The following is a 13149-nucleotide window of genomic DNA, read 5'->3' as shown; positions in this document are numbered from 1 at the left end:
CTAAAAACACAATATGCACTCGTAGCTCAGCTGGATAGAGTACTCGGCTACGAACCGAGCGGTCACAGGTTCGAATCCTGTCGAGTGCACCATACAAACAAAAAGCCCGCCTAGTGCGGGCTTTTTGCCGTCTGGGGTTTGTGTGGATCCTTATCTTTTTCTCCTTCCTTATGTGTTTTCCATTCCGGTGATGGCGTCGCAGTTGAATAGGTGTGGCCAATACTCAACTTTGGCTCGCAAGCGCTTGTTCTTTCCAGTTTTTTGACGTTAAAACCGGACGCACGGTGTATCATTGCGCCCGTCAGCCCCGCCGGGGCTTATGGAATACCTCCATGGACTTACCCAGTAGTTACTCAGTACCCCGTTTTACCAATCATGAATTGACTGATTGATCCTTCCGGCGTGCCCCGCTGCTGGGAGTGGAGTTCGCCTATGACCGAAGTAGAAGTAAAGAAAACACAGGAAAGCCTGCAGGATCGCCTGGCTCAAGTCATCGAGCTGCTGCAGCGCCAGCGCGTGGTCGAAGATTTCACGCACCGCCAGGATGGTCCGAATAACGACCTCGTCGAAAACCTGGTCCACCGCCAGAACCTCGTCGAGTTGCAACGCAAGCTCGATGACCTGCACTCCGCCGACGTTGCCTACATTCTCGAAGCCTTGCCCCTGGATGATCGACTGACCCTCTGGCAGTTGGTCAAGGCCGACCGCGACGGCGATATCCTGCTCGAAGTATCCGACTCGGTCCGTGAAACCCTGATCGCCGACATGGACGATCACGAGCTCCTGGCGGCCGCCAGGGAGATGGACGCTGACGAACTGGCCGACCTGGCTCCAGAGTTGCCGCGTGATGTTGTCCATGAGTTGATGGAGGCCCTTGACGGCCAGCAGCGTGAGCGCGTGCGCTCCGCGTTATCCTATGACGAGGATCAGGTCGGCGCACTGATGGACTTCGAGATGGTCACCATCCGCGAAGACGTCAGCCTGGAAGTGGTCTTGCGTTACCTGCGCCGGCTGAAAGAGCTGCCGAGTCATACCGACAAACTGTTCGTGGTCGACTATGAAGGCATTCTCAAGGGCGTGCTGCCGATCAAGCGCCTGTTGGTCAACGATCCGGAGAAAAAGGTTGCTGACCTGATGGCCAGCGATACCGTGAGCTTTCACCCCGATGAGGATGCCTACGACGCAGCGCAGGCCTTTGAGCGTTACGACTTGATCTCTGCCCCGGTGGTCGACAAGAACGGCAAGCTGATCGGCCGTCTGACCATCGACGAAATCGTCGACTTGATTCGTGAAGAGAGTGAAACCGAAGTCCTCAACATGGCGGGTTTGCGTGAAGAGGAAGATATTTTTGCGTCAGTCTGGCGTTCCCTGCATAACCGCTGGGCCTGGCTGGCCGTTAACCTGATTACCGCGTTTATCGCCTCCCGTGTGATCGGGCTGTTCGAAGGTTCCATCGAGAAGCTGGTGGCCTTGGCAGCGTTGATGCCGATTGTGGCAGGCATTGGTGGTAACTCGGGCAACCAGACCATCACCATGATCGTACGCGCCATGGCGCTGGACCAGGTCAGTACCGCCAACTCTTCGCGCCTGCTGCGCAAGGAGTTGGCCGTGGGCCTGATCAACGGCCTGGTGTGGGGGGGGGTGATTGGCGTGGTGGCCTACTTGCTGTACGGCAGTTGGTCCCTGGGGGTGGTGATGACCGCTGCCATGACCCTCAACCTGCTGCTGGCGGCCCTGATGGGGGTGCTGATCCCCATGACCCTGGCACGCCTTGGGCGCGACCCGGCCATGGGCGCCAGCGTGATGATCACGGCCATGACCGACAGTGGTGGCTTCTTCATCTTCCTCGGTTTGGCGACGATCTTCCTGCTCTGATCTGTCTCGGGCGGGCGCCCTCTGCTACGTGATAAGAATGCCGAGCCCTGTGAATCCCAGGCAAAAAAAAGCCAGCACAGGGCTGGCTTCGGCTTTCAGTGGCGGATCAATTGGCTTCTGCGGCCGCCTCTACGTCGTGCGCGATAAGCGAGACGAGGGCATTTTGCTGGCGGTGGGAGAGCTGACGAAAACGCTGCAGCAGTTCGCGTTCGTGCAGCGACAGCTCGGGGCTGTCCAGGCGCATGCTCAGTTCTTCACCCAGCGCACCTTCCTGAATAAGGCTCTGCTCCAGGCGCGCGATGATTTCGGAGTTCATGCTGCGGTGATGATTGCGAGCCACCTCGGCAATGCGTTCCCGCATTCCGTCTGGCAGACGTACGACGAACTTGTCAGCCGTACGGCTGGAATAAATTGCCTGTTTCAATGGGCGCATATATTTAACCGGTTAGTTCAGGGGAGCGGTTATTGGAATTGGCCGCAAGATGAGTGTTAAGACAAGACTCACGACCAAAGTTCAACCCGAATTGCAAAGAGGCCGCATCATGCCTCAGATTTGCCAGTTCCTTGGCGTCAATTCTGTGACAAATATTGAACTGCCTAGAGGCTTTATGCCAGCACTCATTTGCATTTTTGCGGACTGGTTGGAAAACTTTTCCATGAGTGATTCCACGAGGGAACTTCCCGTAAGTCCAGGCCACCACAGGGTTTGAGGTCGCACATCCTATAGCAAAGTGGCCTTTTGCCCTTAGTTTTAAGACTAGTGGCAATTTGCCGATTTACTAGGACGAGGCGACATAAGGTAGGGGGAGGGCAGCGCAGGGAAGGGAGGGGTCAGCGTAAAACCGGGTCAAATTTGATTCGGCGACCCACGACGAGGGTCAACAGAAGCAGACCTGCGAAAACGCCGGCGGCGACGAATGCGCTGGTTTGCCCATCCTGGGAGCTTGCACTCAGGCCCATAAGGCCAGTGGCGATGGTCAGGCTCAGGAACAGCCAGGCAAATTTGCTCATGATCAGCGTCCTTAAAAAACCCAGTGTTCAGATGCCGGCGCGGCGTGGGTGCCTTGAGTCAGGCGTACTGGCGCTTGTGCATTCGGTGTCATCACGGCCAGTTGCGGACGTTGTTGCAAGTGGTGGGGGACTGCCTGCTGGCTGATCTGGGCGGGGTCGTTGCTGCCAGTCGATTGAAAGTGGAACATCACCAGTGCAGCCAGGGCGACGGTGTTGAGAGCTAACAGAATGGCACTGTTCATGGTCATGTTCTCCGTTTAATGCCTTGGCTGGATGGGGTTTGCAGGAGAACTGTTGCAGGTGTCGTGCCAATGTATTAATTCAATAAAATCAATGGCTTGAGTTTACTTTGAGGGGGTGAAGGATTGCAATTTGCAATGCTGGCATTTTGGGTGGTTGCATTTTGCACGATCAGGCCAGATGCCCGTATTCGCGGGGCGAAACCGCATTTGCTCGGGCAATGCTCCGCCTACACTTAAAAAGCCCACGGACGACATGACAAAACCCACCTCGGCCGTTAACATGCACGCCGTCCGTCGCAGTGCCCTTGGCCTGATGGCTGTCATTTGTCCCAGTAGCTCAATTGGATAGAGCATCCCCCTCCTAAGGGGAAGGTTGGCCGTTCGAACCGGCCCTGGGACACCAGATTCGTAGCCCATAGAGAAAGCCCCGTACAGAACCTCCTGGCGGGGCTTTTTTGTGCGTGCTCGATCTTTTTGCACGCAGGTCGAACCTTGCCGCCGATCAAGGTTCACAGCAGGTGCTGTGATGTATTTGTCGCAACCATGTACCTTGCGCGCCATCCGACAGCGTCTGAGCTGTTAAGCAAAATAATCCCCGGAAACAGCGCATGTTGCCTGTCCGGACCCGGTCACCCCGGACTATCATGCCGATAGCCCTGTCTCTCACCGCAAGGAGCCGCTCGGAACGCCGATGCGCCAGATCTGGAAATCTTTTCGAGCCCTTTATTTCGCCTCCTTGATGATGCTGATTGGCTCCGGCCTGCTCAGTACCTACCTGGCCTTGCGCCTGGCGGCCGACCATGTCGACAGCCTATGGGTGGGTGCACTGATGGCGGCCAACTACTTTGGCCTGGTACTGGGCGGCAAGATCGGGCATCGCCTGATTGCCCGGGTCGGGCATATCCGTGCCTATGCCACCTGTGCCGGGATTGTCGGTGCGGCGGTGCTGGGTCATGGCCTGGTCGATTGGCTGCCGGCCTGGATTGTGCTGCGGATAATCGTGGGCCTGGGGATGATGTGCCAGTACATGGTCATCGAGAGCTGGCTCAATGAGCAGGCCGATGCCAAGCAGCGTGGCGTAGTGTTCAGCGGTTATATGATCGCCTCCTACCTGGGTCTGGTATTGGGCCAGTTGATACTGGTGATGCATCCCCAGCTTGGCCTTGAGCTGCTGATGCTGGTGGCGCTGTGTTTCGCCCTGTGCCTGGTGCCGGTGGCCATGACCCGGCGCATTCACCCGGCGGCCTTGCATCCTGCGCCGATGGAGCCGCGCTTCTTTATCAAGCGTGTGCCGCAGTCGCTGAGTACGGTGTTGGGGGCGGGGTTGATCGTCGGTTCGTTCTACGGCCTGGCGCCGCTGTATGCCTCCCAGCAAGGGTTGAGCACCGAACAGGTGGGCCTGTTCATGGGTAGCTGCATTTTTGCCGGGTTGCTGGTGCAATGGCCCCTGGGCTGGTTGTCGGATCGTTATGATCGCGCGCTGCTGATCCGCTGCTTCGCCTTATGCCTGGCGGTGGCGGCACTGCCGTTGGCAATCATGACCCAGGTGCCGCTGGAGGTGCTGTTCGTGGCGGGCTTCCTGTGTTCTCTCGTGCAGTTTTGCCTGTATCCATTGGCGGTGGCGTTTTCAAACGACCATGTGGAGGGGGATCGCCGGGTATCGCTGACGGCCATGCTGCTGGTGACCTACGGTATCGGCGCCAGCGTCGGGCCGTTGCTGGCGGGTGTGGTGATGAAGCTGTTCGGCAGCCAGATGCTGTATGCGTTTTTCAGTCTGTGCGCGCTGATCCTGGTGTGGCGGATCCGGCCTAAGGCGGTGACCAATCTGCACCAGGTGGAAGATGCCCCCCTGCATCACGTGGCAATGCCCGACAGTATGTCGAGTTCACCGCTGGTGGCGGCGCTGGACCCGCGGGTCGACGAGCAGGTGGTGCAGGAGCAGATGCAGACTGTACCCGACCCCGAGCCGCAGGCCGATCCGGAGCCGCTGGTGGATGAGCCCGCCTTCGAAGGCCCACCTGAGCCCCTGGGGCCGGACGAGCATCCTCACGAATTGAGCAGGGCACGCCCCTGAAAGCAAAAACGGGCAGATCCCAAAGGGTCTGCCCGTTTTTTTGCTGCGATGGTTAAGGATCAAAAATCGTCGTCTTTGTCGAACCGTCGTGCTTCACGCTGCAGTTGGTACACAAAGCGCTCGACCTGGCGTTGCACCAAACCACTCATGTTGTGGAAGCGCACGCCGGCAAAGGTCGTGTTGATCCTTTCTTCGAAGTGCAGGTATCGCAGTTCGACGGCGGTGGTCATGCTGCCAAACGGCAGGGCTGCGATAAATCGGTCGTAGACCTGGCCCAGTTGCAGGCGCTCGGAAATATCGCCTTCAAAACGCAATTTGCAGCCGGTGGCGGAAATATCCAGCAGTTTGCCGTTGACCGGCAGCTGAAGCTTCTCGCCGCCCAGCTCGATATTCACCAGTTGCGCCAGCTTCAACGCGGCGCGGAAGGCATTGCGGCGCTGATGATAGACCACCTCATCCGGCAGGCTGCCGGTATAGATACGGTGGCCGCCTTTTTCGCTGATGGTCAGGGTGCCTTTGCTTTCCCAGGCGACGCGTACGCCATCATGGAAACCTTCGATGCGAAAGGGTTCGCCGTTTTCGAGGTGGCGCTCGCCGTCACGGGGGATCATTTCGTCCAGCGCCAGCGTGTTGCTGTCGCGGTTGACGTCCACCAGGTAGCTCTGGAAGCGCTGGCTGCGTTCATGGAAAGTGATGATCAGCGGATCATGGCTGTCTTGCAGCATCCGCAAGGTGCCGGCGATTTCCAGAGGCGTGGTGAGGACCTTGGGTGGCTGCGGGGCATCTTCCGCATTAAGGGCGTTGAACACGGTTCTTCCATCTCCAGACAAAATACGACTACACGCAAGAACCGGCATTTTGCCAGCATGTGGCGCGCCTTGGATAGGGCGCGCTGTAAACCGGTGTCAGGCTTGGCTGCGGGTGCTTGGCTTGACCAGGCGCGAGGTGGAGCCCTGGGCGTTATAGAGTGCCGGAGGCTCTCCGCCGTGGAGTATACGCAACTGGTTGGCGGTCGTGGCTTGCTGAAGCTGGATCGACTGACCGTTAAGCAGGTTGGCTTCCTGGCATTGGGCGAGCAATTGGTTGAGTTCTTTGCTCTGGGCCAGCAATTGATCGCCGACCGAGGAGTGGCTGGCCAACTGCGCCAGGCCGTCGTGGTCTGCCGGCAGGCCGAGGCTGATGAGGATCTGGCTGCGTTTTTTGCCGTGCTGTTCCAGCAGGACGATCAACGACTGCTTGCGTGCCAGAATTTCTTCCAGCAGCGGCATGTCCCGGCCATAGAGGGCCAGTGATTCTTCTTTGAGCAGCTCGAGCAATTGTTGCGTCGGCGCTAGATCATCAATGATCAGTTGAAGCAAATGTTCGTCGTGATGCATGGCTGGCCTTGGGTTTTAAGCGTCCAAAAGCCCTGCGCAGGCCTTTGCCTAGCGCTCGGCTTCGAAGTTAAGCAGCTTGCTGGCTACACGGTTGCTGTCGACTTTATAGCTGCCATCGGCGATCGCCTGTTTCAATTCGGCCACGCGGGCTTTATTGACTACCGGTTGGTCGCGCAGCGAGTCAGTGACCTTCTGCAACTGTTGAGCCTCATTGCTCAGGTGTACGGATTCCCCGCTCTGGCTGGCGCTGGCCTGTTCTGCCTTGGCGGGCAGCGCCGGGGCCTTGGCTTCTACGTTGTCCTTGGGACTGGTGGTGCGCGTAGTGCCTGACGTCGTCGGGGTGTTATTCAAACGGCTGAAATCGATGACCATGATAAAAAAACCTCTGGGTATTTGGACGCTTGCCATGTTTTCGGCCATACCCGGACAAACTTTAGGCGCGAATGACAATAAATCTCCGCACGGGGCTTCTCGTGCACAGTGTAGGAAAACCCAGCGTCCTGTACCAGTAATCTATAAAGCGACCTCGACTTGCCCTGGGGCTGTTACCCGCGCCTTGATCACGCGGTTGGAGTTGAGGTTCTTGACGCGAATCTGTTCGCTCATGCCGCCGTTGGACAGCGCTTCGCCCGGCATTTTCACATTCAAGCCGCCGCTGCTCGCGGAAATCACCACCTGGTCGCCCTTGCGGATGACCTCGGCCTGTTCCAGGTGCACCAGGGTAATCACCTGATCGGTGACCACTGGTCGGGTCAATCTCTGCCCGATGGCCTGGTCCAGGGATGTCAGGTAGCCCTGGCTGATCTGGCTGATGTCGCGCTCACGCAGTACGACGTCCTCGAAATCGATGATGCCCGTGCGCTTCAGTGGGCGGGCAACCACCACCACATCACGGAACAATTTGACCTGGGCCGGTACGAACACGGTCCAGGGCGAGGCGCCTTCGCAGCGTACCTTGACCGTTACGCGCCCGATGGGTTGGGCGGGACTTTCCAGGGTTGCTGTCAATTCCTTGTCGCACATCGGCATGCGCAGGCGCGGGTCCAACTGGTTGACCTGGATTTCATAACGCCCCGGCGTCTGTGTGGTTGCCAGATAATCTTCTACAGTGAACTCAAGAAAGCCTTGGGTGACGCCGATAAGTAGATCAGGCAAGGTGACGTTCTCTGCACGGGCCGTGGTGCCCAGGCTGAAGGCAAGCAGCGCCAACGGTACGCAGAGCAATCTGCAAAACCGTGTCAGGTGAAGGCGTCGGGAAACTGTCGTTGTAATGTCCATAATTGAACAAATAGCAAAGCTCGTGCCGTTTTAGTGTTGGGGCGCGCCGCCCTTGTAGGTATAGCCAAAGGTTTTAGCGTAGGAGTCATGGCATGGCAGGAGTAATGGATTCAGTAAACCAGCGCACACAGCTGGTAGGGCAGAATCGCCTGGAGTTGCTGCTGTTTCGCCTGGATGGCAAGCAGCTGTATGGCATCAACGTATTCAAGGTGCGGGAAGTGCTGCAATGTCCCAAGCTGACGATCATGCCCAAGTCCAGTCCGGTGGTGTGCGGTGTGGCGAATATTCGTGGTGCGACTATCCCGATTCTTGACCTGGCCCTGGCCACCGGTTCGGCCGGCCTGCAGGATCGCGAGAACCCGTTCGTGATCATTACCGAGTACAACACCAAGACCCAGGGTTTCCTGGTGCGCTCGGTGGAGCGCATCGTCAACATGAACTGGGAAGAGATCCATCCGCCGCCCAAGGGCACCGGTCGCGATCACTACCTCACGGCGGTGACGCGGGTCGATAACCAGTTGGTCGAGATCATCGACGTGGAGAAGATCCTCGCCGAAGTGGCGCCCACCTCGGAGTCGATTTCCGTGGGAGTGGTCGACGCCGAAACGGCGCACAAGGCGGTCTCGCTGCGTGTGCTGACGGTGGATGACTCCTCGGTAGCGCGCAAACAGGTGACTCGTTGCCTGCAAACCGTCGGCGTGGACGTTGTCGCCCTCAATGACGGGCGCCAAGCGTTGGATTACCTGCGCAAGCTGGTGGATGAAGGTAAGAAGCCGGAAGAAGAATTCTTGATGATGATCTCTGACATCGAGATGCCGGAAATGGACGGCTATACCCTCACTGCTGAGATACGCAGCGATCCACGCATGCAAAAACTGCATATCATCCTGCATACTTCGTTGTCGGGCGTATTCAATCAGGCGATGGTCAAGAAAGTCGGTGCCGATGACTTCCTGGCCAAATTCCGCCCTGATGACCTGGCATCCCGGGTAGTCGACCGGATCAAGGCAGCAGATCACGGCTAGGGTTTTCCCCTGGCGGTCATACGATTTTAGAGGCGGTATCAGTGTCTACGGGTAATTTGGATTTTGAACAGTTCCGGGTCTTCCTGGAAAAAGCCTGTGGCATATTGCTCGGTGAAAACAAGCAATACCTGGTATCCAGCCGTCTTAACAAACTGATGGAGCAGCAGGGTATCAAGTCCCTGGGCGAGTTGGTTCAGCGGATCCAGGGGCAGCCGCGCAGTGGCCTCAAGGAGATGGTGGTCGATGCCATGACCACCAACGAAACCCTGTGGTTTCGCGATACCTACCCCTTTGAAGTGCTCAAGAGCAAAGTGCTGCCGGAGGCCATCAAGGCCAGCCCGGGCCAGCGCCTGCGTATCTGGTCGGCCGCCTGCTCTTCGGGTCAGGAACCGTACTCGATTTCGATGTCCATCGATGAGTTCGAGCGGACCAACATGGGCCAGTTGAAAGCCGGGGCGCAGATTGTCGCCACCGACCTGTCCGGCACCATGCTCACCAACTGCAAGACCGGCGAGTACGACAGCCTGGCCCTGGGTCGTGGCTTGTCCCAGGAACGCCTGCAACGTTACTTCGACCCTAAAGGGGCAGGGCGTTGGGCGGTCAAGGCGCCGATCAAGAACCGTGTGGAGTTTCGCTCGTTCAACCTGCTCGACAGCTACGCCAGCCTGGGCAAGTTCGACATGGTGTTCTGCCGCAACGTGCTGATCTACTTCTCGGCCGAGGTGAAGAAAGACATCCTGTTGCGCATCCACGGCACCCTCAAGCGTGGCGGCTACCTGTTTCTCGGTGCATCCGAGGCGCTCAATGGTTTGCCGGATCACTTCCAGATGGTGCAATGCAGCCCTGGGATCATCTACCAGGCCAAATAATCAGGCCTGATAATAATGTGGGAGCGGGCTGGCTCCCGATAGCGGTGTATCAGTGATAGAGACATCAACTGATCAGCCGCTATCGGGGGCAAGCCTCCTCCCACATTTGTTTCTGCGGCAAAAAAGTTGAAGAAAGCGGCAACTCCCCATTGCCGCTTTACTGGCGCCACGCGGAAACCCGTTGCCGCTTTTCTGGCATTGCCGCCGGCAAGCTCCTCGCAACCCCTTGATTTACGGGGGTATCAGATATTGGCATGCGCCTTGCTATAACCCTGTTAACAGCAGGTCAGCCTAAAGGTTTCCGCCATGAGCATCAGCTTCGATAAAGCGCTCGGTATCCACGAACAAGCCCTGGGCTTTCGCGCCCAGCGTGCCGAAGTCCTGGCCAACAACATTGCCAACGCCGACACCCCGAACTACAAGGCTCGGGACCTGGATTTCTCCGCCGTGCTCGCCGCACAGCAGGACAAGACCAAGAACGGCACCTTCGCCTTGAACATGACCAACAACCGTCATATCGAAGCACAAGGCCTGAGCAGTGGTGACGAGTCGCTGCTGTATCGCACGCCGATGCAGCCGTCGATCGACCAGAACACCGTCGACGCCCAGCTGGAGCAATCGGCCTATGCCGAGAACTCGGTGAACTTTCAGGCCAGCTTTACCCTGCTCAACAGTAAATTCAAAGGGCTGATGTCAGCCCTGCGTGGAGAGTAAGCCATGTCCCTGTCCAGTGTTTTCAATATTGCCGGCAGTGGCATGAGCGCGCAGACCACGCGCTTGAACACCGTCGCCAGTAACATCGCCAACGCCGAGACCGTGTCTTCGAGCATCGACCAGACCTACCGCGCCCGTCACCCGGTGTTCGCCACCATGTTCCAGGGTGGCCAGAGCGGTGGCAGCGATTCGCTGTTCCAGAACCAGGATGCTGCCGGCCAGGGCGTGCAGGTCCTCGGTGTGGTCGAAGACCAGAGCAACCTCGAGGCCCGTTACGAGCCGAACCATCCTGCCGCGAACGAAAAGGGTTATGTCTATTACCCCAACGTCAACGTGGTCGAGGAAATGGCAGACATGATCTCCGCCAGCCGCTCGTTCCAGACCAACGCGGAAATGATGAACACCGCCAAAACCATGATGCAGAAGGTCCTGACCCTGGGTCAGTGATAAGGGGCGCCAAATAATGGCCATCGTTGATACCACGACCAACACGGCAGTCCAGGACCTTTTCAACTCCAAGGTCAAGACCGCCACCGACAACACCACCGTCGCCGATGCTACCAAGACGGCGACCGGCAGCCAGTCCCTGGGCAAGGATGCGTTCCTGCAACTGCTGGTGACCCAACTGAAAAACCAGAACCCGCTGTCGCCTCAGGACAACGGTGCGTTCGTGGCCCAGCTGGCGCAATTCAGCAGCCTGGAAGGCATCAACACCCTGAACGACTCGGTCAATGCGATCTCCAGCAACTTCAGCTCGTCGCAGGCGTTGCAGGCTTCGTCGCTGGTGGGGCGCTCGATCATTACCCAGACCAACAAGGCCTTGGTAGACACGAGCAAGAGCATGACCGGTTCGGTGGCGGTGACTGCGGCGACGGGCAACGTCTCGATCAAGATCTCCGATAAAGACGGCAACGTGGTGCGCACTATCGATATGGGTGCCCAAAGCGCGGGTTCGTCCGACTTCATCTGGGATGGCAAGAACGACAAGGGCGAGGTCGCCCCAGCCGGCACCTACACCTTCGCGGCGACGACCAAGAACGACAAGGGTGAATCGGTGGCCATGGCGACTTCGTTGCCGGCAACGGTGACCAGTGTGACGTTGAGCAAGACCGGCGGCGAAATGCTGCTGAACCTTGCAGGTGGCATGGGCAGCGTCAAGCTGTCGCAAATTCAGACTATCGGTACATAGAGCCGGCTAAATACGGCAGAGGGAGAGAAACATGTCTTTTAATATCGGCCTTAGCGGCCTCTATGCGGCCAACAAACAACTGGACGTAACCGGCAACAACATCGCCAACGTTGCGACCACTGGCTTCAAGTCGTCCCGTGCGGAGTTCGCGGATATCTACGCCGCGTCCAAACTGGGCACCGGCCAGAACAGCATCGGCAACGGTGTGAACCTGGCAGCGGTGTCCCAGCAGTTCACCCAGGGTGACGTCAACAACAGCGGCGGCGTGCTGGACATGGCGATCCAGGGCGGTGGCTTCTTCGTGCAGAAGGGCAGCGATGGCTCGCTGGAATACACCCGTAGCGGTGCCTTCCGTGCCGACAAAGACGGCTACATCACCAACAACACCGGTACCTCGCGCCTGCAGGGCTACGCGGCAGATGACGACGGCAAGATCATCAAAGGCGGCTTGACCGACCTGCAATTGAACCTGTCGTACCTGCCACCGAAGGCGTCCACCAAAGTGGACTCCACCAGTAACCTGAACTCGTCGGAGCCGGTGATCAACCAGACCACCAAGCCGTTCGACCCGACTGACACCACCACTTTCACCACCCAGTACAGCACCACCCTGTACGACTCCCAGGGCAACTCCCACGAGATGGTGCAGTACATGGTGAAAACCGACGCCAACAAGTGGAGCGCCTACACGCTGATCGATGGCCGTAACCTGGATGGTTCCAAGCCTACAACGACGGGTACCACTGCTCCCGTGCCGTCGGTATTGAGCTTTGACGGTGCCGGTAAACTGACGGATATCACCACAGCAGGCGTGTCCGGCACGACCCTGACGCTCACCGGCTGGATCCCGGGCTCGGTGACCAATGGCGTATGGACGCCTAACAAGGCTACAGCGCCAAACATTGCCGTCAACATGGCCAATATCACCCAGTACAACTCCGCCAGTTACCGCAACCCGCCGACCACCGACGGTTACGCCACTGGCCAGATCACCGGCCTGAAAATCGACGGCAATGGCGTAATGTTCGCCACGTTCAGCAACCAGCAGAGCAAGGCCATCGGCCAGATATCCCTGGCCAGCTTCAACAACGAGCAAGGCTTGCAGCCATCGGGCGGCACCACCTGGAGAGAAACCTTCGCTTCGGGCCAGCCAGGTTATGACTCCCCGCAATCCGGCACCCTGGGTTCGATCGTGGCCAACTCCCTGGAGAACTCCAACGTCAACCTGACCAACGAACTGGTGGACCTGATCAAGGCCCAGAGCAACTACCAGGCGAACGCCAAGACCATTTCCACCCAGAGCACCATCATGCAGACCATCATTCAGATGACCTGATGCGGTAGTGCTCCACAAGAAGCCCCTCGTAAGAGGGGCTTTTTTGTGGATGTGGGAAAATACCTCTAGACGCGGCAGGTTACGCGTTGAAATGTATGGAGAGGAACACTCCATTCCTACCTTGCCACTGATTGGTCTAGGGCCTGCAGGCTCATCAATC

General features: G+C 58.0%; 15 protein-coding genes and 2 tRNA genes. 10 read left to right on the top strand and 7 right to left on the bottom strand.

Features of this window, described 5'->3' with window-relative positions:
- Positions 1 to 15: 15 nt before the first annotated feature.
- Positions 16 to 92 (top strand) — tRNA-Arg (locus C8K58_RS30675).
- A gap of 340 nt (positions 93 to 432) precedes the next feature.
- The gene (gene mgtE, locus C8K58_RS30670) at positions 433 to 1875 is read left to right on the top strand and encodes a magnesium transporter (RefSeq protein WP_065926188.1); all 1443 of its coding nucleotides are present in this window, start codon (positions 433 to 435) and stop codon (positions 1873 to 1875) included.
- 106 nt (positions 1876 to 1981) lie between these two features.
- Here the strand turns inward: mgtE and C8K58_RS30665 are convergent, their stop codons facing one another.
- The 3 genes from C8K58_RS30665 to C8K58_RS30655 all read right to left on the bottom strand — a co-directional run bounded on the left by C8K58_RS30665 (position 1982) and on the right by C8K58_RS30655 (position 3128).
- Positions 1982 to 2308, bottom strand: coding sequence for an Arc family DNA-binding protein (locus C8K58_RS30665; protein ID WP_003193592.1), 327 nt, complete (start codon positions 2306 to 2308; stop codon positions 1982 to 1984).
- 398 nt (positions 2309 to 2706) lie between these two features.
- The gene (locus tag C8K58_RS30660; protein WP_027607777.1) at positions 2707 to 2886 is read right to left on the bottom strand and encodes a PA3371 family protein; all 180 of its coding nucleotides are present in this window, start codon (positions 2884 to 2886) and stop codon (positions 2707 to 2709) included.
- Between the two features lie 11 nt (positions 2887 to 2897).
- Entirely contained in the window at positions 2898 to 3128 is a 231-nt protein-coding gene (locus C8K58_RS30655) for a hypothetical protein (RefSeq protein WP_027607778.1), read from the bottom strand.
- A gap of 326 nt (positions 3129 to 3454) precedes the next feature.
- Between C8K58_RS30655 and C8K58_RS30645 the strand changes: the two genes are divergently transcribed.
- Positions 3455 to 3531, top strand: a tRNA-Arg gene (locus tag C8K58_RS30645).
- Between the two features lie 288 nt (positions 3532 to 3819).
- Positions 3820 to 5202, top strand: a complete 1383-nt coding sequence (locus C8K58_RS30640) for an MFS transporter (RefSeq protein ID WP_108574844.1) — start codon at positions 3820 to 3822, stop codon at positions 5200 to 5202.
- Between the two features lie 59 nt (positions 5203 to 5261).
- On the opposite strand, the gene C8K58_RS30635 is transcribed toward C8K58_RS30640, so the two are convergent.
- From C8K58_RS30635 to flgA, 4 genes are all read right to left on the bottom strand, one after another.
- The gene (locus C8K58_RS30635; RefSeq protein WP_027607780.1) at positions 5262 to 6011 is read right to left on the bottom strand and encodes a flagellar brake protein; all 750 of its coding nucleotides are present in this window, start codon (positions 6009 to 6011) and stop codon (positions 5262 to 5264) included.
- Between the two features lie 96 nt (positions 6012 to 6107).
- On the bottom strand, positions 6108 to 6578 hold the full coding sequence (locus C8K58_RS30630) for a flagella synthesis protein FlgN (protein WP_027607781.1): 471 nt from the start codon (positions 6576 to 6578) through the stop codon (positions 6108 to 6110).
- A 48-nt stretch (positions 6579 to 6626) separates the two neighbouring features.
- Positions 6627 to 6950, bottom strand: coding sequence for a flagellar biosynthesis anti-sigma factor FlgM (gene flgM, locus C8K58_RS30625; protein ID WP_065939081.1), 324 nt, complete (start codon positions 6948 to 6950; stop codon positions 6627 to 6629).
- A gap of 141 nt (positions 6951 to 7091) precedes the next feature.
- Positions 7092 to 7856 (bottom strand): flagellar basal body P-ring formation chaperone FlgA, encoded by a 765-nt coding sequence (gene flgA / locus C8K58_RS30620; protein WP_108574843.1) that lies wholly within the window; start codon positions 7854 to 7856, stop codon positions 7092 to 7094.
- Between the two features lie 92 nt (positions 7857 to 7948).
- Between flgA and C8K58_RS30615 the strand changes: the two genes are divergently transcribed.
- The 6 genes from C8K58_RS30615 (at position 7949) to flgE (ending at position 12989) form a co-directional block, all read left to right on the top strand.
- Positions 7949 to 8881, top strand: a complete 933-nt coding sequence (locus tag C8K58_RS30615; protein WP_027607784.1) for a chemotaxis protein CheV — start codon at positions 7949 to 7951, stop codon at positions 8879 to 8881.
- Between the two features lie 41 nt (positions 8882 to 8922).
- Entirely contained in the window at positions 8923 to 9750 is an 828-nt protein-coding gene (gene cheR, locus C8K58_RS30610) for a protein-glutamate O-methyltransferase CheR (RefSeq protein ID WP_027607785.1), read from the top strand.
- A gap of 306 nt (positions 9751 to 10056) precedes the next feature.
- On the top strand, positions 10057 to 10464 hold the full coding sequence (gene flgB / locus C8K58_RS30605; RefSeq protein WP_017529461.1) for a flagellar basal body rod protein FlgB: 408 nt from the start codon (positions 10057 to 10059) through the stop codon (positions 10462 to 10464).
- A 3-nt stretch (positions 10465 to 10467) separates the two neighbouring features.
- Positions 10468 to 10911 carry a flagellar basal body rod protein FlgC gene (flgC, locus tag C8K58_RS30600; protein ID WP_024076985.1) on the top strand — a complete coding sequence of 148 codons (444 nt, stop codon included), beginning with the start codon at positions 10468 to 10470 and terminating at the stop codon, positions 10909 to 10911.
- 16 nt (positions 10912 to 10927) lie between these two features.
- Entirely contained in the window at positions 10928 to 11653 is a 726-nt protein-coding gene (gene flgD / locus C8K58_RS30595) for a flagellar hook assembly protein FlgD (protein ID WP_065939080.1), read from the top strand.
- A 31-nt stretch (positions 11654 to 11684) separates the two neighbouring features.
- Positions 11685 to 12989, top strand: a complete 1305-nt coding sequence (flgE, locus tag C8K58_RS30590; RefSeq protein ID WP_092359502.1) for a flagellar hook protein FlgE — start codon at positions 11685 to 11687, stop codon at positions 12987 to 12989.
- The last annotated feature ends 160 nt before the right edge of the window (positions 12990 to 13149 follow it).

The organism is Pseudomonas sp. GV047 (genome assembly GCF_003058245.1).
Taxonomy (GTDB): Bacteria; Pseudomonadota; Gammaproteobacteria; order Pseudomonadales; family Pseudomonadaceae; genus Aquipseudomonas; species Aquipseudomonas marginalis.
The sequence above is the reverse complement of the archived record's forward strand: the minus strand, read 5'-3'. Positions and strand labels throughout refer to the sequence as shown.